Origin of the sequence: Collinsella sp. AF20-14LB, from assembly GCF_003459505.1 — a bacterium.
Classification (GTDB): domain Bacteria; phylum Actinomycetota; class Coriobacteriia; order Coriobacteriales; family Coriobacteriaceae; genus Collinsella.
This window is the reverse complement of the sequence record NZ_QRWD01000006.1, coordinates 1-26,524: the sequence shown is the minus strand read 5'-3', so window position 1 is coordinate 26,524 and position 26,524 is coordinate 1. Positions and strand designations below refer to the sequence as shown.

Genomic DNA, 26,524 nt, shown 5'->3' with positions numbered 1-26,524 from the left:
TCTTATGGATGGATAAACCGCTTAAAGGTTGAGTGCATTCTAGCGTGAACCGGGGGCGCGTGCTCGCCAGGCAACAGGAGCCGCACAAAACGGCACCCCCGAAACGCTGCGGAAACATTGGAAACACGCTCGCTACAAACGGACTTCCGTAACAAACTGTCAACGTTTGCGCCATAAGGTTTGCCCTGTACCGCAAGACGGCCGCACCGCGGCCAGCGAAAAAGGGGGACACCATGTTTATTCAGAGCGGGAACGCTTGTAACAGAATGGAAACATTACTTTTACACAATAAAGTGGCATTACTGCATAAAATAGTGGGGAAATGCAGAACTATGGATAAATGAACAAATCCAAAGAAAAGTTGAAATAATCGCCACTTTTCCTAACTAAAGCGTCTACTATTTTGCGAACGCCGAACACGGCGAAGGATGGCCTGTCGGGCAACCAAAACCCGACGAGATTTGAGAGGAGAGCCGCATGTCGAGCCTCACCGGTAAGTCATTGAACCCTGTTATGAATCGCAGGAGCGTTATCGCGAGCGCAGCAGGTCTGGGGGCGATGTCCATTCTAGCTGGCTGCTCCTCCAACGGCGGCGACAGCGGTTCCGCGTCGGGCGACGCTTCGTTTAAGATCGGCACCATCGGCCCGCTGACCGGCGCCAACGCGTCCTACGGCAAGTCCGTTACACAGGCTGTCGAGCTTGGCTGCAAGGATTTCTCGACTAAGGAGCTGCCGCTTGTCAGCAAGGCCGAGGACGACCAGGCTGACGGTGAGAAGGCCGTCAACGCCTTCAACACCCTGTTCGACTGGGGCATGCAGGCCCTCGTCGGTCCGACCACCACGGGTGCGTCGGTCGCCGTTGCCGCCGAGTGCGGCAACGACCCCGAGACGTTCATGATCACCCCGTCTGCGTCCTCCGAGGACGTTACCAAGGGCAAGGATTGCGTCTTCCAGGTTTGCTTTACCGACCCCAACCAAGGTGTCAACGCTGCCAAGTTCCTGGCAGAGAAGTATGCGAACGAGAAGTTCGTGCTGTTCTATAACTCCGGCGACGCCTATTCTTCGGGCATCGCAGATTCCTTTAAGGCCCAGGCCGCTAAGTCTAAGCTTGAGATTGTCGACGAGGAGACCTTTAAGGACGACTCCGCCACGAGCTTTACCAACCAGCTGACCAAGGCCAAGCAGGCAGGCGCCACCATGATCTTTGCGCCGATCTACTACACGCCGGCGTCCGTCCTGCTCAAGAACGCCAAGGACATGGGCTACGACGTCAAGATGATGGGCTGCGACGGCATGGACGGCATCCTGGGCGTTGAGGGCTTCGACACCTCTCTTGCCGAGGGTCTGCTGCTCATGACCCCGTTCTCCGCCGACGACGAGAAGAACGCCGACTTCGTCAACGCTTACAAGGATAAGTACGGCGATACCCCCGACCAGTTTGCCGCCGACGCCTACGACGGCGTGCATGCTGTGGTCGAGGCTCTCAAGGAGGCCGGCCTGGGCGTCGACGCCGACCCTACCGAGGTTGCCGAGAAGCTTCCCGAGGCTATGCTCAAGATTACCGTTGACGGTCTGACTGGCAAGCTCTCCTGGAACGACAAGGGTCAGGTCCAGAAGGACCCGACGGCGTACGTCATTACCGACGGCAAGTACGTACAGGCCTAATATGCCGCCTTATATAGAGCGGTTTTGATCCCAAGCAGGGGAGGTTTTGGCCTTCCCTGCTTGCTTGGTATCTAGGGACGATGTAACGTCCCTGTTTCATACATCAACTGGAAACCTATTCGAAAGGGGGATGTGGAACATGACGGTCTTTATCCAATACTTGGTCAACGGCCTGTCCATGGGCAGCGTCTACGCCATCATCGCGTTGGGCTACACCATGGTCTACGGTATCGCCAAGATGCTCAACTTCGCTCACGGCGACGTCATCATGGTCGGTGCCTATGTCTCGTTCTGCGCCACGTCGTATCTCGGCCTCCCGGGCTGGGCATCTGTAATTCTCTCTTGTGTGGTCTGCACGGTTCTCGGTGTTCTCATCGAGGGTCTGGCATACAAGCCGCTGCGCCAAGCAGGCCCTCTGGCCGTTCTGATCACGGCCATCGGCGTGTCTTACTTCCTGCAGAACGCCGCGCAGCTTCTGTGGGGCGCCACGCCCAAGAACTTCACTTCGCTCGTCACCTTCCAGGTGCCGGAGTTCTTGGCCAAGTTCAACGTAAGCGCCGTCTCGCTCGTCACCATCGTCGCCTGCCTGGTTATCATGGCCGGCCTGATGTTCTTTACAGGCAAGACCAAGATGGGCAAAGCCATGCGCGCCGTGTCCGAGGACAAGGCCGCCGCTCAGCTCATGGGCATCAACGTCAACCGCACCATCTCGATGACGTTCGCCATCGGCTCCGCCCTTGCCGCCATCGCCGGCGTGCTGCTGTGCTCCTACTCGCCGGTGCTGCAGCCCACGACGGGTGCCATGCCTGGCATCAAGGCCTTCGATGCCGCTGTCTTCGGTGGCATCGGCTCCATCCCCGGTGCCTTTGTCGGTGGCATTCTCATCGGTATCATCGAGGCGATGGCACAGGCTTATATTTCCACGAGCCTTGCCAACTCCATCGTCTTTGGTGTTTTGATCATCGTCCTGCTCGTCAAGCCTGCCGGCCTCTTGGGCAAGTACGTCCCCGAGAAGGTGTAGGTGAGCGTTATGAAGTTTCTTAAAGACAAGCAGACGCGTCACGACTTTGTTACGTACGCCATGTGCCTTGTGGCGTTCGCCATCGTGTTCTTTATGCAGTCTAACCACATGATTCCGCGCATGATCGCCGGTCAGCTGGTTCCCATCACGGCCTATATCGTCATGGCTATCTCCCTTAACCTCGTCGTCGGCATCGCGGGCGACTTGTCGCTGGGCCACGCGGGCTTTATGAGCGTCGGCGCCTATACAGGCATCGTTACCGCGGTCGCCCTCGAGAGCGCCGTTCCCTCCGATCCGATACGTCTTGTCATCAGCATCGTGGTCGGCGCCATCGCTGCCGCCATCCTGGGCTTCTTGATCGGCATCCCGGTCCTGCGCCTGAGCGGCGATTACCTGGCTATCGTGACGCTGGCCTTTGGCGAGATTATCAAAGAGATCGTCACCTGCCTTATCGTGGGCGTCGACTCCCGCGGCCTGCATGTGATCTTTAACATTACAGGTAACTCCACGATCGACGACCTGCACCTGCTCGAGGACGGCACCGCCATCATCAAGGGCGCCCAGGGCGCATCGGGCGTGTCGACGTACTCGACCTTCCTCGCCGGTGCCATCCTGGTCATGGTCGCACTTGTGATCGTGCTCAACCTGGTTCGCAGCCGTACCGGCCGTGCCATTATGGCCGTGCGCGACAACAAGATCGCTGCCGAGTCCGTGGGCATCTCCGTCACCGAGTACCGCATGATCGCCTTCGTGGTTTCCGCCGCTCTCGCCGGCGCTGCCGGAGCCCTCTTCGGCGGTAACTTCTCGCAGCTTTCCGCCACCAAGTTCGACTTCAACACGTCCATCCTCATCCTGGTATTCGTGGTCCTGGGCGGTCTGGGCAATATGCGCGGCTCCGTCATCGCGGCGGCGTTGCTCACGGTGCTTCCCGAGCTGCTCCGTCAGTTCTCGGACTACCGCATGCTCATCTACGCCATCGTGCTGATCCTGGTCATGATCTTTACCAACAACCCGCAGCTCAAGGCGTTCTTCGCACGCATTAAGGACCGCTTTGCTTCCAAGAAGGAGGTAGCAGCCGATGCCCAGTAAGTTTGAGTTCAACAAGGGCAAGATGGTCCCGTATCCTTCTGGCGCCATCGTTCCCGACCGCGACCTGGGCCAGCGCCCGGCGCTCGAGTGCATCCACTTGGGCATTGAATTTGGCGGCCTTAAGGCAGTCGACGACTTTAGCCTGACCATCGGTAAGACCGAGATCGCCGGTCTGATCGGTCCCAACGGTGCCGGTAAGACCACGGTCTTCAACCTGCTCACCAAGGTGTACCAGCCCACGCACGGTACTATCCTGCTCGACGGCGAGGACACCTCGGGCAAGTCCGTCTACCAGGTCAACCGTATGGGTATCGCCCGTACGTTCCAGAACATTCGCCTGTTCAACACCATGACGGTGGAGGACAACGTTAAGGTCGGCCTGCACAACCAGGAGCGCTACTCTGGTTTTGAGGGCGTGCTGCGTCTGCCGACGTACTGGAAGCACGAGAAGGCCGCCCACGAGCGCGCCATGGAGCTGCTGTCCATCTTTGATATGGAGCACCTGGCAAACGAGCAGGCCGGCTCGCTGCCTTACGGCGCCCAGCGTCGTCTGGAGATCGTCCGCGCGCTTGCCACCAACCCCAAGCTGCTGCTGCTCGACGAGCCTGCTGCCGGCATGAACCCGTCCGAGACCGCGGAGCTCATGGAGAACATCGTCAAGATCCGCGACACCTTTGGCATCGCCATCATGCTTATCGAGCACGACATGTCGCTCGTCATGAATATTTGCGAGGGCATTTGCGTGCTTAATTTTGGCAAGGTCATCGCCAAGGGCACGGCCGAGGAAATTCAGAACAACGACGCCGTTATCGAGGCATATCTGGGCAAGCAGGATAAGGGGGAGAACTAAATGGCAGAGCCGATGCTTTCCGTCTACAACATCAACGTCTGGTACGGCGCTATCCACGCCATCAAGGACATCTCCTTTAACGTCAACGAGGGTGAGATCGTGGCCTTGATCGGTGCTAACGGCGCCGGCAAGTCTACAACGCTTAAGACTGTCTCGGGCCTGCTGCGTTCCAAGACCGGCTCCATCAAGTTTATGGGCGAGGACATTACCCATACGCCTGCCGACAAGCTGGTGGGCAAGGGCCTGGCCCAGGTGCCCGAGGGCCGTCGTGCCTTTTTGCAGATGACGGTCGAGGAGAACCTGGAGATGGGCGCTTACACGCAGCCCAAGTCCACGGTGGCTCCGGGCCTTGAGCGCGTCTACGAGCAGTTCCCTCGCCTTAAGGAGCGCCGTCGCCAAGTCGCCGGCACCCTTTCGGGCGGCGAGCAGCAGATGCTCGTTATGGGCCGCGCCCTTATGAGTAACCCCAAGCTGCTCATGCTTGACGAGCCTTCCATGGGCCTGGCGCCGATTCTGATTGAGCAGATCTTCCAGATTGTCGAGGACCTGCACAAGGCCGGCACCACGGTGCTTCTGGTCGAGCAGAACGCGCAGATGGCGCTCTCGATCGCCACGCGTGGCTACGTGCTCGAGACCGGCAAGATCACCATGACCGGCACCGGCCAAGAGCTCCTGCACGACGATAACGTCCGCAAGGCTTACCTGGGCGGCTAGGGACTTCCGCCGTTCTGCCGAACGGCGGACCGGCCGACGCTGCGCGGGCGCCCTGATCGACGTGCCGAAGCTCCTCACCCTTGGGGCTATGCCGCGGTACGAGGCCAGGTGGTCATGGTCCGGGAACCTCGCGATGTCGAATGACACCGCGAGGTTCGCCGCCGTCCTCGGCGACCTCGACCCCCGAGTGGGCGATCCCCACGCGCTAACGCCTGCAAACAAGGGGATCGCCAAGACGCCGCCGGGCACCTCCGTCATAGACGTGGAAGTGCGGCCGCGCTGAAGCTCTGCGCGGTGTCTGCTCGCTTATGTGCGCATCACGAAGGAAGACCAGATCGGTGAGCGGGATTGGCCCGAAGTCGAGAGATTCCCATCAGCCTCTCGTCGGTCGATGACCGGTTCACCACGCAGGAAGAGCGTGACGGAAGGTCTCGCAAAAAGGCTCCGAGCGCGGCGTGCTCATGCCCGTCGTGGTGCGCCCGAAGGGGGGGGGACGGCTGCTACGAGCTCGATCATTTGCGAGGAGAAGACGAACCAGTCGTTGCAGATCCAATATGGATCTCGCCGACCTCGGCAAGCTGCTCGATGAGTGGAAGCCCTGTCGGGTCGTCTATTTCAACACCACCCAGAATGATGGTGTCATCGCGCAGGTCGATCTGCGTGTTGAGCACAGCGAGGTTAAAGCCGGAGGCCACAAATCCGATAGCAGCCAGGACGAGCCCCGTGGCAACAAGCCCACCCGCTACGGCAAGGTAAATCCTTTTTACGCTGGACATGTTTGCACTCCTTCCTATGCCGTGAGCGGCGCCGCTTCGGCGCCCATGCGGCTCTTATTGCCTCGATCTTTCCAGAAGGGCGAAACGGCTTTCTTCGCCCAAAGGGCAGAGAGGCGCGCGATCTGCTTGGACGCCGTCCAGGCGCCGGCTCCCGTGAGGAGCGCCACACCGATGGAAGCGAATCCCATTCCCATCGAGGCCAAAACGTACGGAACATGCCCGATAATGATGCCGTCCACGGCGAACAGGAGCCCTACCAGGCCCGCGCCCCCGAATGCCGCGGCCACGATCCACACGCAGAGCGCAAGAACCCAAATACAGATGTAGACTGCAGCGGCAACGGCGACGAACGCGAGCAGCAGCGGAATCCATACCGGAGAGCCCACGATGGCGAGCGCCCATAGAAGTGCCGTGCTCTTGCGCTTGGTCCTCGCGATCGCGCGCGGCACGGCGGGCAGTTCGTCGAGCGTTGCCTCGGCGACCTCACCGGGCGTGCCCATGGCGGCCACAGCCTCGGCCTCCGTCATGCCGTCCTCCATACGGTCGGCGATGGCCTCCGCGTAGAACTCCTGCGTTTCCTTTACCTGATCTGCCGGCAGGCAGGCCAGAAGCTCGCCCAGCCGGTTCAAGAACTCATCGCGCGTCATGGTGCGCCCCCTCCACGTAACGGTAGATCTCCTGCACGGATGGCCATTCGGCGAGGAACTCGGCGATACGCTCGCGCCCGGCGTCCGTGATGCGGTAGTACCTCCGCAGCCGCCCGTTGTGCTCGGCGGAGCGCGCGGTGATGCAGCCCGCCTTCTCCAGGCGCTTGAGCAACGGATAGAGCGTGGATTCCGTGAGCCCCATACTCGCGGGCACGTCCTTCACGATCTGATAGCCGTAGGATTCCTCGCCCGAGACGGCCGCGAGCACGCAGGCCTCGAGGAAGCCGCGCTTCATCTGTGCCTCCATCCGCACACCTCCTTTCGTAGTATACTGTGTAACACCTACTATATGACACATAGTATATGATGTCAACAGTTGTCGTATAGGGAGTCCGGTCTGTCTGTCCCCTGCGGGTACTCATTGGGGACGTACTTAAATGAGTAGACGTTGTGGCAGATGCCAACGACTACCCCTTTAAGTTGCGGTGGAATAGGGACTAAATGGGAGCCTCAGAGGCCAAAAGAGTCCTTATTCCACCGCAACTTCATGGGGGTGTGTGACAATGCCCGTCGGAAAACATCTGCTGTCTTCGGGGGTCTATCTATGCTGTACGAGTTTTGTGCCGAGAACTTTGAGCGGGTGCCGGCGGCCATTAAGGCCGGTGCGAGTCGTATTGAGCTGTGCGACAACCTTGCCGTTGGCGGCACCACACCTTCCGCCGGCGTTATCAGCGCTACGGTCAGCTACGCTCACGAGCACGATGCGCGCGTGATGTGCATGATTCGTCCGCGCGGCGGGGACTTTCATTACAACCAGGACGAGCTGCGCATGATGGAGATGGATCTGGGCCTTGCCGTAAGCGCCGGCGTCGATGGTCTGGTCTTTGGCTGTTGCAAGCCTTGTGCTGGCGGATGGGCGCTCGACGAACTCACGCTCGGTGCCTTGGTGATGGCTGCGGGGTGTGCGGCCGAGGAGTGCAAGCGCGAGTCCCTTGACATCACCTTCCACATGGCGTTTGACCAGCTCTCGCCCGAGGCTCAGCTCGATGCGATTGATACACTTGCCGACTGCGGCGTTACGCGCATCCTCACGCATGGCGGCGCTGCCGGTACGTCGATCGAGGGCAACTTCGAAAACCTGGTCCGCTTGATCGAGTACGCGGGCGACCGCCTGACCATCCTTCCTGGCGGCGGCATTACCACGGCCAACCGCGATGCCGTGGCGGCAGCACTTGGCGTCTCCGAGCTGCATGGCACCAAGATCGTGCCGCTGGAGGTGTAACCTGTGGCACTGGTATTTGACGTTCAGCAGGCGAGCGGTAAGCCCGACGATAATCGTCGCCCTGGCACCGCGTGCCCCTTTTGTGATACGGAGGGGCTCGCCAGCGTCATCCAGCGCGATGGTGACTGCATCTGGCTCGAGAATAAGTTCAAGACCTTGCGGGCCACCCGTCAGACCGTATTGATCGAGTCTGCCAATCACGACGCCGACCTGGCGACCTATGAACCGGATGAGCTGCATCATGTGATGCGGTTTGCCCTGGGCTGTTGGCAGCAGATGCTCGATTCCCAACAGTACCGCAGTGTGCTCATGTACAAGAACAAAGGCCCGCTTTCGGGCGGCAGCCTCGTCCATCCACACATGCAGATTGTGGGCTTGGAGCAGGAAGACGGCTATGCTTCGCTGGCTTCCGCCAATTTCGAAGGCATCAATGTTTGGCAACAGGGGAGAATCTCGGTCAACATCTCAACCGAACCGATTATGGGATTCTTTGAGGTTAACGTCTCGGCTCCACAGGGAATCGCCGCCAGCGACGACGCCCGCGACCAAGCCGAAGCGGACCTGTTTGCCGATGCGATTCAGGTGGCCCTGCACTATATCCTGCACGAGCACCACGGCGGCCGCGCGGAGTCGTACAACTTGTTCTTCTACCACATGGACGGCCGGACCATTGCCAAGGTGTTGCCGCGTTGGGTGGTTTCGCCCTACTTTGTCGGTTATCGTTTGGCCCAGGTCAATGCCGAGACCACGCTCGATATCGATGCAGAGCGCCTGCGTGCGCATCTGGAAACGCTCGTATAGCAAGACTATCACCCGCGTAATGCGGACAGTCTAGCGTCCCATGGCGTCGCGGCCGGCCTCGACGCGCTTGCGCTGGGCGGCGCGCTCCTCGCCGGTCAGTCGCTCAAAGAGATGTCCGATAACCGAGGCGAGCACCTGCTGAAACAGCGTTCCGCACATGACGGGAAACACGACCTCGCCGGGAAAATACTGCGTGGCGATGACGGCGCCCGAAGAGATATTGCGCATGCCGCAGGTAAAGCACATGGTGGTCGTCTCGCTATACGGCAGGTGCAACGCGCGGGCGACCAGAATGCCGACGACAAAGCCGCTGATGGCGAAGGTCAAAATAAAGAGGGCGACTTCCAGGCGCACCGCATTCATGTGTAGCACGTACTCGCTCATGGCGGTGGAGTTGGAGGCGATGACACCCATCATCATAAACTTGCAGGCGGGCGAAAGCGCGGGGGAGAGTTTCTCGTGTCCCCATCCGCGCGTGAACTCGTTGATCACGATGCCGAGCACGGCGGGGATGGCGATCATAAAGGCCATGTTCTGCATCATGCCCGTAACATCGATTGCAACGGTGGCACCCAGCAGGAGCTTAAGCGTGAGCGGAATCGTGACGGGCGAGATGACCGAGGACGTCAGGATGATGGTGAGCGCGAGCGGGCCGTTGCCGCCGAACATGCTGATCCACATAAAAGCGGTGACGGCCACGGGCACGCTGTATTCGAGCACAATGCCGCAGACAAGGTTGGGGTTGGAGCCAAAGAAGAGTGACCCCATGGCATACGCCGCGATGGGAATAAGCACCGCCGAGACGAGCAGCGCCAAGACTAGGCGCAACGGACGGCGGAACACCTCGGTTGCCTGGTGAAAGGTGTTGCTGAGCGCACCCTGAAACGTCATAAAGGCAAACAAGGTGGGAACGATGGGCTTGAGTACGCCAATCTGTTGGGGAAAGAGCACGCCGAGTGCCACGCAAATCGGAACGATGACCTGCATGTGCCCCGCGAGAAACTTGCCCAGTCCAACCCATTGCTTCATATGCGCTTGTGACTCCCTTTGCCCGTGAACCCGTTTTGAATGGATATGCTAGACGCTCGCATGCGTCCGTGCGTCAGAAACGCTCGAATATTTCGAGGCTATTACCGGCATCGTTTACCGAAACCGCGGCGTGCTGCGGCGATTTGCGTCTGCTCTGCACGGTATAATAAATCCGTTCAACAGATCTGCCTGCCGAAGCGGGCATACACAGAGGACTCATCGCTATGAACCGTGAGAGGTATCGCGGCGACCTGCCCCTATCGGGGGTGGGCGCCTATGTCATCGCTTAAGACGACGCATCGCTGGGCGGTCGCTCAGCAAAACCCCGAGCTCGAAAAGGAGCTTTCGGCTGGCCTGGGCATTCCCGGGCTGGTGGCGCGTATTATGGTCGCGCACGGCATTACATCCATCGAAGAAGGTCAGCTGTTTTTGACGCCTTCGCTCGATCGCGACTGGGCCGACCCACTCATTATTCCGGGCATGGCGGTCGTTGCCGACCGCGTCGAGCGCGCTATTCGCAACCACGAGCACATCGCGGTCTTTGGCGATTTTGACGTTGACGGCATTACGTCGACCTGCCTGTTGACCGAGGCACTGCGCACGTTTGGCGCCGATGTCACGCCGTTTATTCCGCATCGCTTTGACGAGGGCTACGGCCTGTCGCGTGCGGCGCTCGACCGCGTCAACGAGCTCGCCCAACCCAACCTGATCGTGACCGTCGATAACGGCATTGCCGCCAAGGAGGAGGTCTCCTATCTGGAGAGCCTGGGGATCGATTTGGTGGTCACGGACCATCACGAGCCGTCCGACCAGGTGCCGCAGGGCGTGCCCCTGACCGACCCCAAACTCGAGGACGAGGGTCCCTCGCGCGAGCTTGCCGGTGCCGGCGTGGCGCTCAAGCTGGTGCAGGTCCTGGGCGAGCGTTTGGGCAAGCCGTCGTATTGGCGTTCGCTGATAGAGGTCGCGGCGCTGGGCACCGTGTCCGACATGATGCCGCTCACGCCCGAGAATCGCGCACTGGTCGCCGAGGGCATCCAGCAGATGCGCGTGACGGCCCGTCCCGGCTATATCGCGCTTGCCGCGCTCGCCAAGGCGGACCTTTCGAGCATTACGGCGGATGGCCTATCGTTCTCGCTCATTCCCCGCTTAAACGCTGCCGGTCGCATGGCCGATCCCAAGCTGGCGCTCGACCTGCTGCTTGCCCGCGATCCCATCGAAGCAAGCGCACTGGCAGCCGAGCTCGAGGAAATCAACCGCCAGCGCCGTGAGATCGAGGCGGAGCTCACGCGCGATGCCATGGCAAAGGTCGAGAAGACCTATGATGGCGGGCGCGCAATCGTCGTGGGTGGCGAGGGCTGGCACGAGGGCGTCAAGGGCATCGTGGCAAGCCGTCTGACCAACCGCTATCACGTGCCGGCGCTGCTGTTCTCGATCGAGGGCGGTATCGCGCGCGGCTCTGGTCGCTCGGTGGGCAAAGTTAACCTGTTTGACGCCGTCGAGCGCTGTTCCGACCTGCTGATTCGTCGCGGCGGACATGCCGGTGCGGTGGGTGTGACCATCGAGGCATCCAAGCTCGATGAGTTCCGCCGCCGCCTTTCCGCCGTGCTATCGGAGCTTCCCGCCGAGGACTTTGAAGACACCGACGAGGTCGCCGCCACCGTCGACCTTTCCGAGCTGAATATCGAGACCATCGAGCAGATCTCCCGTCTTGAGCCGTTTGGCCAGGGCAACAAGGTGCCGCTGCTGGCTGCCGAGGGCGTGACGATGTGCGATCGCGCCGTGGTGGGCAAAACCGGCGAGCACATGCGCTTTGTGGCGACCGATGGCGCCGCGAGTGTGCCGGCCATCATGTTCCGCGTGCCGCAGATCGATAAGCTCATCAATTGCGACAGCGCCGTCGACTTGGTGTTCGAGGCCGTGGCCGAGCATTGGCAGGGACGCGTGAAGCCCAAGCTCATGATCAAAGATGCCTTGGTGCGCGATACCGCGGCGTCCAATATCGACGATCCGGCATGCGAGCTTCGCCGCGGCGTGGAGCCTGCGGACGCCGGTCTTCGTCTGGAGTCCCGCAAGCGCCAAGCGCTCGCCCAGCTTTCCTATACCGAGCTGACGCGCTCGCTTATCCATAGCTTTATCGGCTCGAACCAGCCGCACCGCGCGCAGGTCGAGGCGCTCGATGCCCTGGCCGATCACCAAAGTGTTCTGGCCGTTATGGGAACGGGGCGCGGCAAGTCTCTTATCTTCCATGTGCATGCCGCGCGCGAGGCGGTCCTTCGTGGGCGTGCGAGCATCTTTGTCTATCCGCTGCGCGCGCTCGTTGCCGACCAGGCCTATCACCTCTCGTCGACGATGGCCGCGCTCGGCATTGGCGTGGGCGTGTTGACTGGCGAGACCGTGGAGGCGGCGCGTGATGATGTGTTTGCCGGCCTGGCTTCGGGCCGCACCGGCATCGTACTCACGACGCCTGAGTTCCTGTCTATTCACCGCGACCGCTTTGCGCGTTCAGGGCGCATCGGCTTTGTCGTTATCGATGAGGCGCACCATGCCGGTCTTGCCAAGGGCGGCGACCGCAGCGCATACCTCGACATGCCCGATATCCTCAAGGCCCTGGGCGATCCGGTCGTTATGGCGGCGACGGCCACCGCGACGGCTCCGGTCGTGGCGGAGCTTGCCCGCGTGCTGCCGATTACCCGTACGGTGGTCGACGAGACCGTGCGCGAGAACTTGCAACTCGAGGATGACCGAGATCTTGCGAGCCGCGAGAACCGCCTGGTGTCAATCGTGGCGACGGGGGAGAAGACCGTCATCTACGTCAACTCGCGCGACCAGTCCGTGGCGCTTGCTAAGACGCTGCGCAAGCGGGTACCCGATTGCGCGGCCCGCATCGCGTTCTATAACGCGGGGCTTGCGCGCTCCGATCGTCGCCGTGTCGAGGAAGCGTTTCGTGACGGAAGCCTCAGCTGCATCGTCTCGACCTCTGCCTTTGGTGAGGGCGTCAACCTTCCCGATATCCGCCATGTTGTGCTTTACCACATGCCCTTTGGCGCCATCGAGTTCAACCAGATGAGCGGACGCGCCGGTCGCGATGGACAGCCCGCCGTGATTCACCTGCTCTATTCGTCGCGTGACGCTCGCATTAACGAGCGCCTGCTCGACTGTTACGCGCCCGAGCGCGATGAGCTTGTCACGCTCTATCGCGCGCTGCAGACTATGTGGCGCTCCAACCGCGGCAAGACCGGAGCCGACTCATTTAGTGCGAGCGATATCGACATCGCGCAGATGTGCCTTGCCATCGATGCCCGCACGCCGGTTGACGAGCGCTCGGTGGCAAGCGGTCTGGGAATCTTCGAAGAGCTTGGCTTCTGTCGCGTTTCGGGGTTTGATGACACCCGTCGCATTGCGATGGCCGAAAACCCCGGCCGTGTGCAATTGAGCAGGTCAATCCGCTATTTGGAGGGCTTGCGCTCGCGCATGGAGTTCTCGGCTTTCCGGAGTTGGGCGCTTGATTCGTGCGCTTCTGATATGCTAGCCAAAGTTAACCGCCCGATCGTACCGCGGGCCTAGGGGAAGGGGACCTCGATGGATGCCGCAGCCCGTACCGCCCATGATTCCACCCTCCAACCGTTCTCGGAGATGGAGCACTATAAGCATGCCGATGAGCTGCCGCCCGAGATTATGGCGGACAGCTACGACAAGCTGGAGCGCCTGTGCCTCAAATATATGAATGAGGACGACTTCTCTAAGGTTGAGCAGGCCTATTGCTTTGCTGCCGAGAAGCACTGCAACCAAAAGCGGCGCTCGGGTGAGATGTACATCAACCATCCCGTCGAGGTGGCTATCATTCTGGCCGACCTCAAGATGGACTGCGATGTGGTGTGCGCCGCGCTGCTGCACGATACCGTCGAGGATACCGAGACCTCGCTCGCCGATGTTTCCGGTCTGTTTGGCGATACGGTGGCCGAGCTCGTCGATGGCGTGACCAAGCTCACCAACATCGAAGTCGATAGCATGGACGAGAAGCAGGCGCTTACGCTGCGCAAGATGTTCCTCGCCATGTCCAAGGACATCCGCGTCATCATCGTTAAGCTTGCCGACCGTCTGCACAACATGCGCACCCTTGCAGCCCTGCGTGAGGACCGTCGCCTGTTTAAGGCTCGCGAGACCATGGACGTGTATGCGCCCCTGGCCGACCGTCTGGGCATGAGCTCCATTAAATGGGAGCTCGAGGACCTGTCCTTCTTCTACCTGGAGCCCGATGCCTACCAGCGCATCGCACGCATGGTGGCGGAGTCGCGCGAGGTCCGTGAGCGCTATCTGGCCGAGACCATCAAGACGCTCACCGACGAGCTCAACCGCATTGGCCTGGAAGACTTCCAGATCAACGGCCGTTCCAAGCACTATTGGTCCATCTACCAAAAGATGAAGCGCAAGGGCAAGGAATTCTCCGAGATCTACGACCTGGTGGCACTGCGCGTCATCACGCATTCGGTGCGCGATTGCTACTCCACGCTCGGCGCGGTGCACACGCTGTGGCACCCCATGCCCGGCCGCTTTAAAGACTATATCGCCATGCCCAAGGTCAATAACTACCAGTCGCTCCACACGACGGTCATCGGCCCCACGGCTCGCCCGCTCGAGATTCAGATTCGAACCTATGAGATGCATGAGCAGGCCGAGTACGGCATTGCCGCCCACTGGCTCTATAAGAAGTCGGGCGGATCGTCTGCTTCCAAGACCAATGACGCTCAACGTTTGGACGACCAGATCAACTGGCTCAAGCATTCGCTCGATTGGGCGGCTTCCGACGAGATCACCGATGCCAAGGAATACCTGCATTCGCTGAAGGTCGACCTCTTCGATCAGGAGATCTTTGTCTTTACGCCCAAGGGCGAGGTCATGGCGCTTCGTGCCGGCTCCACGCCGCTCGACTTTGCCTACGCCGTTCACACCGAGGTGGGAAACCATTGCGTCGGCGCCAAAATCAACGGTGCGGTGGCTCCGCTCACGCACGAGATTAAGACGGGTGACCGTGTCGAGATTCTGACTAACAAGAGTTCCAAGCCGTCGCGTGATTGGCTCAAGATCGTTAAGACACCTTCCGCCAAGTCAAAGATCCGCCGCTATTTTGCCGCTGCGACCAAGGACGACGACGCTGCTGCTGGTCGCGATATGCTGGCTAAGGACCTGCGTAAGCGTGGCTATGGCATTTCTACGCCGCGTTCGACGCGTGCGCTCAACGCCGTGGCGGAGCAGTTTAACTTCAAGCAGCTCGAGGACCTGTTTGCCGCCGTCGGCGCCGGCAAGGTTGCCCCGCGCGCTGTGGGCAATAAGGTCGAGCAAATCTTGGACCCCAAGCCCGAGGAACAGCTCACCAAGGCCGAGGCTATCGCCGAGGTCGTGAAGCAGCCTGCTCGCGGCTCCAACCGCAAGCCGCAAAAGCGCGGCAAGAGCGCCAGTAACGGCATTATCGTCAAGGGCGAGAGCAACAGCGGCCTACTGGTCCGTCTGGCTCATTGCTGCAACCCCGTGACGGGCGACGACATCGTCGGCTTCATCACGCGCGGTCGTGGCGTTTCGGTGCATCGCGCCAACTGTCCCAACGTCAAGGGTCTTATGGAGCATCCCGAGCGCATGATCGAAGTGGAGTGGGACGGCGCTGCCGACACCCTCTTCCAGGTCGAGATCGTGGTCGAGTGCCTGGACCGCATGGGCCTGCTCAAGGATGTCACCATTGCCATTGGCGATGCGGGCGGCAATATCCTTTCTGCCGCCACGTCGACCAACCGCGAGGGTATTGCAACCCTGCGCTTTATGGTCGAGATCTCGGACGCGAGTGGTCTGGATCCGCTGCTGGCCTCCATCAGCAGCGTTGACTCGGTCTACGACGCGCGCCGCCTGATGCCCGGTGAGGGTGGAGCCCAGCTTAAGCGCCGCGTTTAGTCGCGACGAACGTGTCACATTATCGATATTCGCTACACTCGAGGCATCGTTTGATGCCTCGAGTTCTATAGAGAGGAGAGGGACATGAGTGCTGTGTCCTTGGATTTAACTCCCAAGGGATCGGTCGAGATCGAGACGCTCGTAAACGGTCCCATTCAGACCAATAGCTATGCTGTTATTTCGGACAATGAGTGCGTGATTATCGATCCCGCATGGGAAGGCGAACGCCTGGTGGAGCATATTCGAGCCGAGCATCCCGGCGTACGCGTGTTTGGCGCCGTATGCACTCATGGCCATGCCGATCATGTTGGTGGTGTTGCAGGCGTGCGAACCACCGTTGGCGAGGGCTGCCAGTATGAGCTGTGTGCTAAGGATGTGGCGGTGCCGCATGCGAACATCGAGGAACAGCGAGCTATGTGGGGCATTGAGACGCCTGACCCCGGGGAGCCGACGCGGCTGCTTGCCGAGGGCGACACCATTGAGCTGGGCGACATTTGCCTGCAGGTAATTGAGGTGCCCGGGCACACACCGGGCGGCATCGTTCTGTTCGCCGCCACCGAGCAGGGGAACATTGCCTTTGTGGGCGACACCCTATTCCCGGGCAGCCACGGCCGCACCGATCTTGCCGGTGGCGACGAGGCAGCGATTCTGCGTTCGCTCTCCAAGCTCGCCCACATGCTTCCACCCGATACCGTTTGCCTAACCGGCCATGGCGATTCGACCACCATGGCACGCGAGCTCATGCAGAACCCTTTCATGCGGATGTAGCTTAATAGTCGGCTTTTGAAGCACGAGAAGCGTCCAAACGTCAAGCTATTTTTCCCCAACGGGTCGATTCCGTAGGGCAAACGGTCAAAAAAAGTCTGTTTGGACGATATTCGTGAACAAACGAACGTTTATGCCCGGGTGCGCCGTGGTAAAATCTCAGGCGTTATCGGAGCAACCTTACAGGAGGTTTCTTTTATGCTCGTCAACGCAGCAGACATGCTCAAGAAGGCTGAGGCCGGCAAGTACGGTCTCGGTGCCTTCAACACCAACAACCTCGAGTGGACCCTGGCTATTCTCCAGGCCGCCGAGGAGGCCAAGTCTCCGCTGATCCTTCAGTGCACCGCTGGTGCCGCTAAGTGGATGGGCGGTTTCAAGGTCTGCGCCGACATGGTCAAGGCTGCCGTCGAGGCCACGGGCGTTACCGTTCCCGTCGCCCTTCACCTCGACCACGGTTCTTACGAGGACTGCTTCAAGTGCATCGAGGCCGGCTTCACGTCCATCATGTATGACGGCTCTCACGAGGAGACCTTCCAGCTTAACCTCGACCGCACCAAGGAGCTCGTTGAGCTTGCCCACTCCAAGGGCATGTCCATCGAGGCCGAGGTCGGCGGCATTGGCGGCACCGAGGACGGCGTGACCTCCAACGGCGAGCTCGCTGACCCCGCTGAGTGCAAGCAGATTGCTGACCTGGGCGTCGACTTCCTCGCCTGCGGCATCGGCAACATCCACGGCGTGTATCCCGCCGACTGGGCCGGCCTTTCCTTCGAGCGTCTGGGCGAGATCAAGGCTCAGACCGGCGACCTGCCCCTCGTCCTGCACGGTGGCACCGGCATCCCCGAGGATCAGATCAAGAAGGCCATCTCCCTGGGCATCTCCAAGATCAACGTCAACACCGACCTGCAGCTCGTCTTCGCCAAGGGCGTCCGCGAGTACATCGAGGCTGGCAAGGATCAGCAGGGCAAGGGCTTTGACCCCCGCAAGCTCCTCAAGCCTGGTCGCGACAACATCGTTGCCCGCACCAAGGAGCTCATGGAGGAGTTTGGCTCCGTCAACAAGGCGTAAGCGTCGCTAAACTTCCCGCCGGAAGCCCCGTCCCCCTACACTGTTTCCTTTGCGCTCACCTGGCTTTGCCAGAAGTCGCGCCAAGAAAACAGCTCCGGGGGACGGGGCTTCCTTCGTTTAACGCCGCAGGGTTACGAGGCTGAATTATTTATTTGACTACCGTTCAGCAGTGTTGATGGCTCCCTTGTTGGGGCTTTCTTTTTTATCTCGCTACAATGGGCTTCAAGCGTTCTAGTGACTTGGAGTTTTGGTATGGCTGTTATTAATGTACTGCCTTCGGATGGGAAGGTTATTGACGAGGGTCCTGTTGGCTGCTCTGTTGATGTTTGCAGTGATGATTTTCGCCATCTCGATATTGGGCTACCCCCTGAGATTCTTCGTCTTAAGGATGCCGGGTATTTGATGCAGGCTGTTGCTGCCTGCGATCGCCTTCTGGAGCAGAACCCCGAGCCTTCGCTGGCTGCTTGTGTTCGTGCCGAGCGGTATCGCATGCTCGAGACGCCGCTTCATTTTTCGGTGTCGCGCGATCAGGCTATTGCGATGATTCGCGAGGAGTGGCCAGAGTTTACCGAAGAGCAGTTTGATGACCTGATTAATCGTAAGCGTATTGACTGGCGCTTTATCGATGGCGAACTGTTCGTTCTCGACAACTTCCTCGATTCGCTTCGCGTATATCCTAAAGAGGTTCCCGGCATGCGGCCCGATTCTACGGACGGAATAGCACTGCGCAACGAGATGCTCAAGGAGATGGAGTCACAAAACGGATTGGCTCGCGTCATTACGCTTAAAGCGTCCGTGTCTGTCCCCGGCGCTCTAGATGGAGAGACTGTTTGCGCGTGGCTACCCGTTGCCGCCGCCTGTCGTCAACAGTCTCATATCGAGGTTCTCGATATGACGCCGGAGGGTGCTGTTGCCCCCGCGAATGCTTCGGCGCGTACCGCCTCGTGGTCTTCTTCGAGTGAGCGCTCATTCTCGGTGACCTATCGTTATCAAATCGATGCTGCTTATTGTGATGTCTACGGTGGCACACTTCCGGTTCACCCGCGTATGGACGCGCCTCTGCCCGAGGATATTTTCGAGGACCGTCCGCACATTGCGTTTACACCGTACCTGCGGCAGTTGACGGAGCGTGTTATTGACGGGCTCGATGATCCGCTCGATCGCGCCCGTGCTATCTATGATTACCTGACGCAGTATATCGACTATCGCTATCAGCCGCCGTACTTGCTTTTGGGATCTATTGCCGATGACTGCGCGCATTCGCTCCGCGGCGATTGCGGCGTTATGGCGCTCACGTTTATCACCATGTGCCGTATCGCGGGCGTGCCTGCCCGTTGGCAGAGCGGCCTGTATGTTGCGCCCGATTCGGTGGGGTCGCACGACTGGGCAGAGTTCTATACGCCGCAGACCGGTTGGCTCAACGCCGACGTGTCATTTGGATCTTCTGCTCGCAGGATGGGGGAGGAGTGGCGCCGCCGTCACTACTTCGGCAATCTCGACCCGTGGCGTATGGTGGCCAACAATCGATTCCAGGCAGAGTTTGAGTCCTCTTTCGACGGCATGCGCGAGGATCCCTATGACAACCAGATGGGCGAGGCTTCAATCGACGGCCGCGGATGTCGTCAGCGCGAGATGCTCCGCACGGTCGAACTCGTCGAAATGCTTGAAGTTCCATTTTCGGACTAATCAACAGAAAGCTGTGATAAACTAACTCACGCATTACGTGCCCGAGTGGCGGAATTGGCAGACGCAGTGGACTCAAAATCCACCGTTGGCAACAACGTGCGAGTTCGAGTCTCGCCTCGGGCACCATTCATGCAAGCGAGCGTTCAAGGGGGCTGCGGCCCCCTTTTTCGTGCCGAACTCGCGTGAGCGCGCGAAGCGTTAAGCAAACAGGCTTGTGGCCTGTTTGTAGCGGAGCGTGGCGAGGGCGCCACGCGCCCGAAGCCTGGAGCTTCGCGAAGCGAAGGCCCTTCGAGTCTCGCCTCGGGCACCATACATACAAGCGAGTGTTCAAGGGGGTCAAGGCCCCTTTTTCGTGTACGTAATGTGATAACGTGCTGTACGTGTTATTATTCGCAAGGCGTTGTTCCCGCAATGCCCTAAAGAGGAGCCTGAGGGTTCCCACCTTTTGGCGCCAATGAGCAGCTGACTGGTCATACAACTTAGATTCCCTTCCTCAAATCGAGGAGGTCTATGTGTACGACCTGGTTGCTGAGAAGCGCCGGGTTATTTTTTTATGAATGGAGGTAGGGAAAATAGCTAAGTCTGATGACACCCGCATCAACGACGAGATCACTGCATCTTCGTGTCGTTTGATTGGCGTCGATGGCTCTCAGCTCGGCCTGTTCGCCATCCGCGATGCCCAGCGCGTCGCCGACGATCAGGGTCTCGACCTGGTCGAGATCGCTCCCAACGCGGAGCCGCCGGTCTGCAAGGTCATGGACTACGGTAAGTTCAAGTACCAGCAGGCCATGAAGGCCAAGGCTGCTCGTAAGAACCAGTCCAAGGTCGAGGTCAAGGAAATGAAGTTCCGACCCAAGATCGACGTTGGCGACTACGAGACCAAGAAGGGCCACGTTCTGCGTTTCCTCAAGAAGGGCGCACGCGTTAAGATCACCATCATGTTCCGCGGCCGTGAGATGGCTCACCCGGAGCAGGGCCTTAACGTTCTCGAGCGTCTCGCCGAGGATCTCAAGCCTTACGCTACGGTCGAGTCCAAGCCTAAGATGGAAGGCCGTAACATGCTTATGCTGCTCGCCCCGATTAAGGGCGCCTTCGATGAGGATAAAGCGGCAAGCGATAGCAAGTAACTAGTGTTCTGTAACCGATTAAGGAGTATTTCATGCCTAAGATGAAGTCCCACAGCGGCACCAAGAAGCGTTTCCGCAAGACTGGTACCGGCAAGCTTATGCGCGCCAAGGCTTTCAAGAGCCACATCCTGAGCAAGAAGTCCACCAAGCGTAAGCGTGGCTTCCGTCAGGAGACCGAGATCGCCGCTGCCGACCGTAAGGTCATCAAGTCGCGTCTCGCCTAAGTTCGCGTTCCCGTTTTCGTTTTACCATCTAGGAGTTGATAGAACATGGCACGTATTAAGCGCGCTGTTGCCGCCAAGAAGAAGCGCCGTACCGTTATGCACCGTGCGAAGGGTTACTACGGTGCCGCTTCGCGTACTTACAAGCATGCTAAAGAGCAGGTCCAGCACTCCCTGCAGTATCAGTATCGTGATCGCCGCAACAAGAAGCGCGAGATCCGTTCTCTCTGGATCACCCGTATCAACGCTGCTGCTCGCCTGAACGACATCTCTTACTCTCAGTTCATGCACGGCCTGAAGGTTGCCGGCATCGAGCTCGACCGCAAGGTCCTGGCTCAGATGGCCTACGAGGACATCGAGTCCTTCAACGAGCTGGCTACCATCGCCAAGAAGGCTCTCGAGGCCTAATAGATTCTCTTGAATCGCTAGGGGAGTGTCGCGTTGTGCGCGGCGCTCCCTCTTTTTATCTGAAGCGCGGTTTACATTGCTAAAAGCGCGGGTAGATAGACACTTACAGGTGACCGATCTCTATATATTCCTGAACCAAAGGGTCATCATCTGATGCGTGCGGAAGATCCGCACTAGTCTTTCTATTACCTATAGAAAGCGATATGTTGTGTAGGACTTGTGAAGAGTGGAATTGACGTCCCACAAGGCTTCGCGGTCTGGCAATATATCTCCTTGCCGCGCGGCCCGGTCGGACCGGATCAGCCGCAGAGCGTGCACCTTGAGAACCGGATACTGCGAGGATGGACACACCAGTTGTGTCGCATCCGGGCAGACATCGAACCATTTGAAATGGTCTAACTTGGATTTGTTTTTCGCAAGGCCGCCGAGAGGCGGCCCCGAGAAATTCCTTTTCCTATACAGAACCATATGAATCGAACGGAACCGATCAGCGATGGACTGAGAGGACCGGACGGGCTCGAAGCCCAATACATTTTGGACGGAGAGTTCGATCCTGGCTCAGGATGAACGCTGGCGGCGCGCCTAACACATGCAAGTCGAACGGCACCCACCTCCGGGTGGAAGCGAGTGGCGAACGGCTGAGTAACACGTGGAGAACCTGCCCCCTCCCCCGGGATAGCCGCCCGAAAGGACGGGTAATACCGGATACCCCGGGGTGCCGCATGGCACCCCGGCTAAAGCCCCGACGGGAGGGGATGGCTCCGCGGCCCATCAGGTAGACGGCGGGGTGACGGCCCACCGTGCCGACAACGGGTAGCCGGGTTGAGAGACCGACCGGCCAGATTGGGACTGAGACACGGCCCAGACTCCTACGGGAGGCAGCAGTGGGGAATCTTGCGCAATGGGGGGAACCCTGACGCAGCGACGCCGCGTGCGGGACGGAGGCCTTCGGGTCGTAAACCGCTTTCAGCAGGGAAGAGTCAAGACTGTACCTGCAGAAGAAGCCCCGGCTAACTACGTGCCAGCAGCCGCGGTAATACGTAGGGGGCGAGCGTTATCCGGATTCATTGGGCGTAAAGCGCGCGTAGGCGGCCCGGCAGGCCGGGGGTCGAAGCGGGGGGCTCAACCCCCCGAAGCCCCCGGAACCTCCGCGGCTTGGGTCCGGTAGGGGAGGGTGGAACACCCGGTGTAGCGGTGGAATGCGCAGATATCGGGTGGAACACCGGTGGCGAAGGCGGCCCTCTGGGCCGAGACCGACGCTGAGGCGCGAAAGCTGGGGGAGCGAACAGGATTAGATACCCTGGTAGTCCCAGCCGTAAACGATGGACGCTAGGTGTGGGGGGGCGATCCCCCCGTGCCGCAGCCAACGCATTAAGCGTCCCGCCTGGGGAGTACGGCCGCAAGGCTAAAACTCAAAGGAATTGACGGGGGCCCGCACAAGCAGCGGAGCATGTGGCTTAATTCGAAGCAACGCGAAGAACCTTACCAGGGCTTGACATATGGGTGAAGCGGGGGAGACCCCGTGGCCGAGAGGAGCCCATACAGGTGGTGCATGGCTGTCGTCAGCTCGTGTCGTGAGATGTTGGGTTAAGTCCCGCAACGAGCGCAACCCCCGCCGCGTGTTGCCATCGGGTGATGCCGGGAACCCACGCGGGACCGCCGCCGTCAAGGCGGAGGAGGGCGGGGACGACGTCAAGTCATCATGCCCCTTATGCCCTGGGCTGCACACGTGCTACAATGGCCGGTACAGAGGGATGCCACCCCGCGAGGGGGAGCGGATCCCGGAAAGCCGGCCCCAGTTCGGATTGGGGGCTGCAACCCGCCCCCATGAAGTCGGAGTTGCTAGTAATCGCGGATCAGCATGCCGCGGTGAATGCGTTCCCGGGCCTTGTACACACCGCCCGTCACACCACCCGAGTCGTCTGCACCCGAAGTCGCCGGCCCAACCGCAAGGGGGGAGGCGCCGAAGGTGTGGAGGGTGAGGGGGGTGAAGTCGTAACAAGGTAGCCGTACCGGAAGGTGCGGCTGGATCACCTCCTTTCTAGGGAGACACATTCTTAGAGAGAAAACACTTTAACTCGAATAGAGGGCAGGAGCCCGTCCGGTGGATGTCGCCCGGGGGAAGTCCCCGCAGCACCCGGTCCCCGGGGTCGCACCCGCGTACCTTGAGAGCCGCATAGCGATAGGAGAGAGATGGAAGATCATTCTTCCAGACTCGATTCTTTTCTGCGATTAAATCAAGAATGATAGCAATCATTCATCCGATCCAAACAAGAAGAATTCACTTATATATGAGTGAGGAGCATCTGATCGCGAGCACAGTCAACTACTGTGCCGCGGTATGAGATACCCGAATTGCGACATACGAGCGCTATTCATGATATCGATTAATTTAACTTAATTAGCGACACGTGGATATCCCGCGGGCCCGAGAGCGGTCCCGCAAGATACCACGGGCGCACGGCGGATGCCTTGGCACAGGGAGCCGATGAAGGACGCGGCAAGCTGCGATAATCCCCGGCGAGGAGCACACATCCTTCGACCCGGGGGTCTCCGAATGGGCGAACCCATCCACAGCAGTGTGGATATCCCCACCCCGAACACATAGGGGCGGGGAGGACAACCCGGGGAACTGAAACATCTAAGTACCCGGAGGAGAGGAAATCAATCTCGAGACTCCCCGAGTAGCGGCGAGCGAAAGGGGACCGATGGCCAAACCGTCGAGCGGGCATACCCGGCAGGGGTTCCGCCGACGGGGTTGCAGGGCCGCGCATCCGGGGGCTGCCGCCCCCGGGCGCAGGTCCGGCTGGGGAGCGGAACGGCATGGGAGGGCCGGCCGCAGCGGGTGACAGCCCCGTACGCGAACCCAGACCGGACGGCGCGACGCGGTCCCTGAGTAGGGCCGGGCACGTGAAACCCGGTCCGAACCTGGGTGGACCACCATCCAAGCCTGAGTACTACCCTGTGACCGATAGCGCACCAGTACCGTGAGGGAAAGGTGAAAAGCACCCCGGGAGGGGAGTGAAACAGTACCTGAAACCGTGCGCCCACGAGCAGTCGGAGCACCTATACGGTGTGACGGCGTGCCTTTTGTAGAATGAGCCAGCGAGTCGCTGGCGCGGGGCGAGGTTAACCGAAAGGGAGCCGGAGCGAAAGCGAGCCTTAACAGGGCGACTTGAGTCCCGCGCCGCGGACGCGAAGCCGGGTGAGCTATCCGTGGGCAGGCTGAAGCGGGGGTAAGACCCCGTGGAGGGCCGAACGCACGTCGGTTGAAAACGGCGGCGATGACCTGCGGATAGGGGTGAAAGGCCAATCAAACCCGGAGATATCTCGTTCTCCCCGAAATAGCTTTAGGGCTAGCGTCGCGCGTTCACCGCCGGAGGTAGAGCACCGGATGGACGAGGGGGCTTCGCCGCCTACCGAATCCAACCGAACTCCGAATGCCGGCGGCCCAGAGCGCGGCAGTCAGAGCATGTGGGCTAAGCTGTGTGCTCGAGAGGGAAACAGCCCGGACCGCCCGCTAAGGTCCCCAAGTTCCAGCCGAGTGGCAAAGGATGTGCGTCCGCCCAGACAACCAGGATGTTGGCTTAGAAGCAGCCATTCATTCAAAGAGTGCGTAACAGCTCACTGGTCGAGTGGACATGCGCCGACAATACACGGGGCTAAGCTGGACACCGAAGCGGCGGGGTTTTACCTAAGTAGAATCGGTAGGGGAGCTTCCCATGGGCGGGGAAGCCGCCGGGCGACCGGCGGTGGAGCGCATGGGAGTGAGAATGCTGGCATGAGTAGCGAGAGACGAGAGAGTAACTCGTCCGCCGTGAACCCGAGGTTTCCTGGGCAAGGCTAATCCTCCCAGGGTCAGTCGGGGGCTAAGGCGAGGCCGGGAGGCGTAGCCGACGCGCAGCAGGCAGACATTCCTGCACCGCGCACGCGGCGCTACGACCGACGGGGCGACGGATGGGGGTGGCTCGGCGGGGTTCTGGACGTCCCCGTGATGGAGCGCGGCCCGCGGACCAGGGAAATCCGGTCCGCACGAGGGCGAGGCTCCGGACGAAGCACTTAAGCGAAGCGAGTGAGCCCGAGGTCCCTAGAAAAACCCCTAGGCAGGCGCGTGCGCGCCCGTACCGCAAACCGACACAGGTGGGTGGGTAGAACATACCGAGGCGATCGGGTCAACCATGGTCAAGGAACTCGGCACAATGGCCCCGTAACTTCGGGAGAAGGGGTGCCCGCGCGTACGTGAACGGACTTGCTCCGGGAGCGGAGGCGGGCCGCAGTGGAGAGGCCCAAGCGACTGTTTACCAAAAACACAGGACTCTGCAGAAGCCGCAAGGCGACGTATAGGGTCTGACGCCTGCCCGGTGCCGGAAGGTCACGCGGAGGAGTTAGCGCATCGCGCGAAGCCCCGAAGCCAAGCCCCGGTAAACGGCGGCCGTAACTATAACGGTCCTAAGGTAGCGAAATTCCTTGTCGGGTAAGTTCCGACCTGCACGAAAGGCGCAACGACTTGGGCGCTGTCTCGACCATGGACCCGGTGAAATTGCACTGGTCGTGAAGATGCGACTTACCCGCGGAAGGACGGAAAGACCCCGTGAACCTTCACTGCAGCTTGGCATTGGCCGCTGGTCCCGCGTGTAGAGGATAGGCAGGAGGCACAGATCCGGAGGCGCCAGCCCCCGGGGAGCCGCCCTTGGAATACTGCCCTCGCGCGACCGGCGTCCTAACCCGAGGCCGTCGACCGGCTCGGGGACCGTGCCAGGCGGGCAGTTTGACTGGGGCGGTCGCCTCCTAAAGGGTAACGGAGGCGCGCGAAGGTCCGCTCGGGACGGTCGGCAACCGTCCTTTTGAATGCAAGAGTACAAGCGGGCTTGACTGCGAGGCCCACAAGCCGAGCAGGTGCGAAAGCAGGCTCTAGTGATCCGGCGGCCCCGAGTGGGTGGGCCGTCGCTCAACGGATAAAAGGTACTCCGGGGATAACAGGCTGATCTTGCCCAAGAGTCCACATCGACGGCAAGGTTTGGCACCTCGATGTCGGCTCATCGCATCCTGGGGCTGGAGCAGGTCCCAAGGGTACGGCTGTTCGCCGTTTAAAGCGGTACGCGAGCTGGGTTCAGAACGTCGTGAGACAGTTCGGTCCCTATCCTCCGTGGGCGCAGGAGAATCGATGGAGGCTGCCCCCAGTACGAGAGGACCGGGGTGGACGCACCTCCGGTGAACCGGTTGTCGACCAACGGCACGGCCGGGTAGCCGCGTGCGGCGCGGATAACCGCTGAAGGCATCTAAGCGGGAAGCCGTTCCAGGGATTAGTTCTCCTTCCGGTAAGGGCCCAGGTAGACTACCTGGTCGATAGACGGCAGGTGCAAGGCTGGCGACAGCCTCAGCCGAGCCGCACTAATCGCCCGAGCTCTTCCGGAACCGCACCTCGCGGCCCGCGGGAC

The 26,524-nt window shown here is 60.3% G+C and carries 19 protein-coding genes, 1 tRNA gene and 2 rRNA genes; 18 read left to right on the top strand and 4 right to left on the bottom strand.

Translation table 11 applies throughout. The features are described 5' to 3' along the window. The first annotated feature begins 477 nt into the window (after nt 1–477). The 5 genes from DWX63_RS04255 (at nt 478) to DWX63_RS04235 (ending at nt 5,339) form a co-directional block, all read left to right on the top strand. Nucleotides 478–1,665: an ABC transporter substrate-binding protein gene (locus DWX63_RS04255; RefSeq protein ID WP_117842905.1), complete on the top strand. Its 1,188-nt coding sequence runs from the start codon at nt 478–480 to the stop codon at nt 1,663–1,665. Nucleotides 1,666–1,804: 139 nt separating this feature from the next. Continuing rightward, nucleotides 1,805–2,686 carry a branched-chain amino acid ABC transporter permease gene (locus DWX63_RS04250; RefSeq protein WP_117582912.1) on the top strand — a complete coding sequence of 294 codons (882 nt, stop codon included), beginning with the start codon at nt 1,805–1,807 and terminating at the stop codon, nt 2,684–2,686. 9 nt (nt 2,687–2,695) lie between these two features. After that, on the top strand, nt 2,696–3,775 hold the full coding sequence (locus DWX63_RS04245; protein WP_117842904.1) for a branched-chain amino acid ABC transporter permease: 1,080 nt from the start codon (nt 2,696–2,698) through the stop codon (nt 3,773–3,775). Then, nucleotides 3,765–4,625, top strand: a complete 861-nt coding sequence (locus DWX63_RS04240; RefSeq protein WP_089573307.1) for an ABC transporter ATP-binding protein — start codon at nt 3,765–3,767, stop codon at nt 4,623–4,625. Before DWX63_RS04245 ends, DWX63_RS04240 begins: the two co-directional genes overlap by 11 nt. A gap of 12 nt (nt 4,626–4,637) precedes the next feature. Then, nucleotides 4,638–5,339, top strand: a complete 702-nt coding sequence (locus DWX63_RS04235) for an ABC transporter ATP-binding protein (RefSeq protein WP_035137222.1) — start codon at nt 4,638–4,640, stop codon at nt 5,337–5,339. 512 nt (nt 5,340–5,851) lie between these two features. Here DWX63_RS04235 and DWX63_RS04225 read toward each other — a convergent pair. The 3 genes from DWX63_RS04225 to DWX63_RS04215 are packed head-to-tail and all read right to left on the bottom strand — an operon-like array spanning nt 5,852 to nt 7,069. Beyond that, on the bottom strand, nt 5,852–6,115 hold the full coding sequence (locus DWX63_RS04225; protein WP_089573305.1) for a hypothetical protein: 264 nt from the start codon (nt 6,113–6,115) through the stop codon (nt 5,852–5,854). A 14-nt stretch (nt 6,116–6,129) separates the two neighbouring features. Then, entirely contained in the window at nt 6,130–6,762 is a 633-nt protein-coding gene (locus tag DWX63_RS04220; protein WP_117655177.1) for a DUF1700 domain-containing protein, read from the bottom strand. After that, on the bottom strand, nt 6,749–7,069 hold the full coding sequence (locus DWX63_RS04215) for a PadR family transcriptional regulator (RefSeq protein WP_187362357.1): 321 nt from the start codon (nt 7,067–7,069) through the stop codon (nt 6,749–6,751). The genes DWX63_RS04220 and DWX63_RS04215 overlap by 14 nt, the downstream gene beginning before the upstream one ends. A gap of 297 nt (nt 7,070–7,366) precedes the next feature. Between DWX63_RS04215 and DWX63_RS04210 the strand changes: the two genes are divergently transcribed. Together DWX63_RS04210 and DWX63_RS04205 are read left to right on the top strand one after the other, a co-directional pair. Continuing rightward, the gene (locus DWX63_RS04210) at nt 7,367–8,044 is read left to right on the top strand and encodes a copper homeostasis protein CutC (protein WP_117635467.1); all 678 of its coding nucleotides are present in this window, start codon (nt 7,367–7,369) and stop codon (nt 8,042–8,044) included. A gap of 3 nt (nt 8,045–8,047) precedes the next feature. After that, entirely contained in the window at nt 8,048–8,845 is a 798-nt protein-coding gene (locus DWX63_RS04205; protein ID WP_117842902.1) for a DUF4931 domain-containing protein, read from the top strand. Nucleotides 8,846–8,875: 30 nt separating this feature from the next. Here the strand turns inward: DWX63_RS04205 and DWX63_RS04200 are convergent, their stop codons facing one another. After that, nucleotides 8,876–9,874, bottom strand: a complete 999-nt coding sequence (locus DWX63_RS04200) for a bile acid:sodium symporter family protein (protein ID WP_117842901.1) — start codon at nt 9,872–9,874, stop codon at nt 8,876–8,878. Nucleotides 9,875–10,150: 276 nt separating this feature from the next. Here DWX63_RS04200 and recJ point away from each other — a divergent pair, with 276 nt between their 5' ends. The 11 genes from recJ to DWX63_RS04145 all read left to right on the top strand — a co-directional run bounded on the left by recJ (nt 10,151) and on the right by DWX63_RS04145 (nt 26,501). Beyond that, nucleotides 10,151–13,438, top strand: a complete 3,288-nt coding sequence (gene recJ, locus DWX63_RS04195; protein WP_117842900.1) for a single-stranded-DNA-specific exonuclease RecJ — start codon at nt 10,151–10,153, stop codon at nt 13,436–13,438. Between the two features lie 15 nt (nt 13,439–13,453). After that, on the top strand, nt 13,454–15,814 hold the full coding sequence (locus DWX63_RS04190; RefSeq protein WP_089573299.1) for a bifunctional (p)ppGpp synthetase/guanosine-3',5'-bis(diphosphate) 3'-pyrophosphohydrolase: 2,361 nt from the start codon (nt 13,454–13,456) through the stop codon (nt 15,812–15,814). A gap of 84 nt (nt 15,815–15,898) precedes the next feature. Then, a complete protein-coding gene (locus DWX63_RS04185; protein WP_117842899.1) occupies nt 15,899–16,582 on the top strand; it encodes an MBL fold metallo-hydrolase in 684 nt (227 codons plus the stop codon). Between the two features lie 195 nt (nt 16,583–16,777). Beyond that, on the top strand, nt 16,778–17,644 hold the full coding sequence (fba, locus tag DWX63_RS04180) for a class II fructose-1,6-bisphosphate aldolase (protein WP_117766024.1): 867 nt from the start codon (nt 16,778–16,780) through the stop codon (nt 17,642–17,644). Between the two features lie 252 nt (nt 17,645–17,896). Further along, a complete protein-coding gene (locus tag DWX63_RS04175) occupies nt 17,897–19,330 on the top strand; it encodes a transglutaminase-like domain-containing protein (RefSeq protein WP_117842898.1) in 1,434 nt (477 codons plus the stop codon). A gap of 39 nt (nt 19,331–19,369) precedes the next feature. Further along, nucleotides 19,370–19,456: transfer RNA gene (locus DWX63_RS04170), tRNA-Leu, on the top strand. A gap of 431 nt (nt 19,457–19,887) precedes the next feature. Then, nucleotides 19,888–20,457, top strand: coding sequence for a translation initiation factor IF-3 (infC, locus tag DWX63_RS04165; protein ID WP_089573296.1), 570 nt, complete (start codon nt 19,888–19,890; stop codon nt 20,455–20,457). Between the two features lie 32 nt (nt 20,458–20,489). Then, nucleotides 20,490–20,681: a 50S ribosomal protein L35 gene (gene rpmI / locus DWX63_RS04160; RefSeq protein ID WP_006234422.1), complete on the top strand. Its 192-nt coding sequence runs from the start codon at nt 20,490–20,492 to the stop codon at nt 20,679–20,681. Between the two features lie 45 nt (nt 20,682–20,726). Further along, entirely contained in the window at nt 20,727–21,086 is a 360-nt protein-coding gene (gene rplT / locus DWX63_RS04155; RefSeq protein ID WP_006234421.1) for a 50S ribosomal protein L20, read from the top strand. A gap of 535 nt (nt 21,087–21,621) precedes the next feature. Continuing rightward, a 16S ribosomal RNA gene (locus DWX63_RS04150) occupies nt 21,622–23,127 on the top strand. 399 nt (nt 23,128–23,526) lie between these two features. Beyond that, a 23S ribosomal RNA gene (locus tag DWX63_RS04145) occupies nt 23,527–26,501 on the top strand. Together the 16S and 23S rRNA genes form the textbook arrangement of a ribosomal RNA operon. Nucleotides 26,502–26,524: the final 23 nt, after the last annotated feature.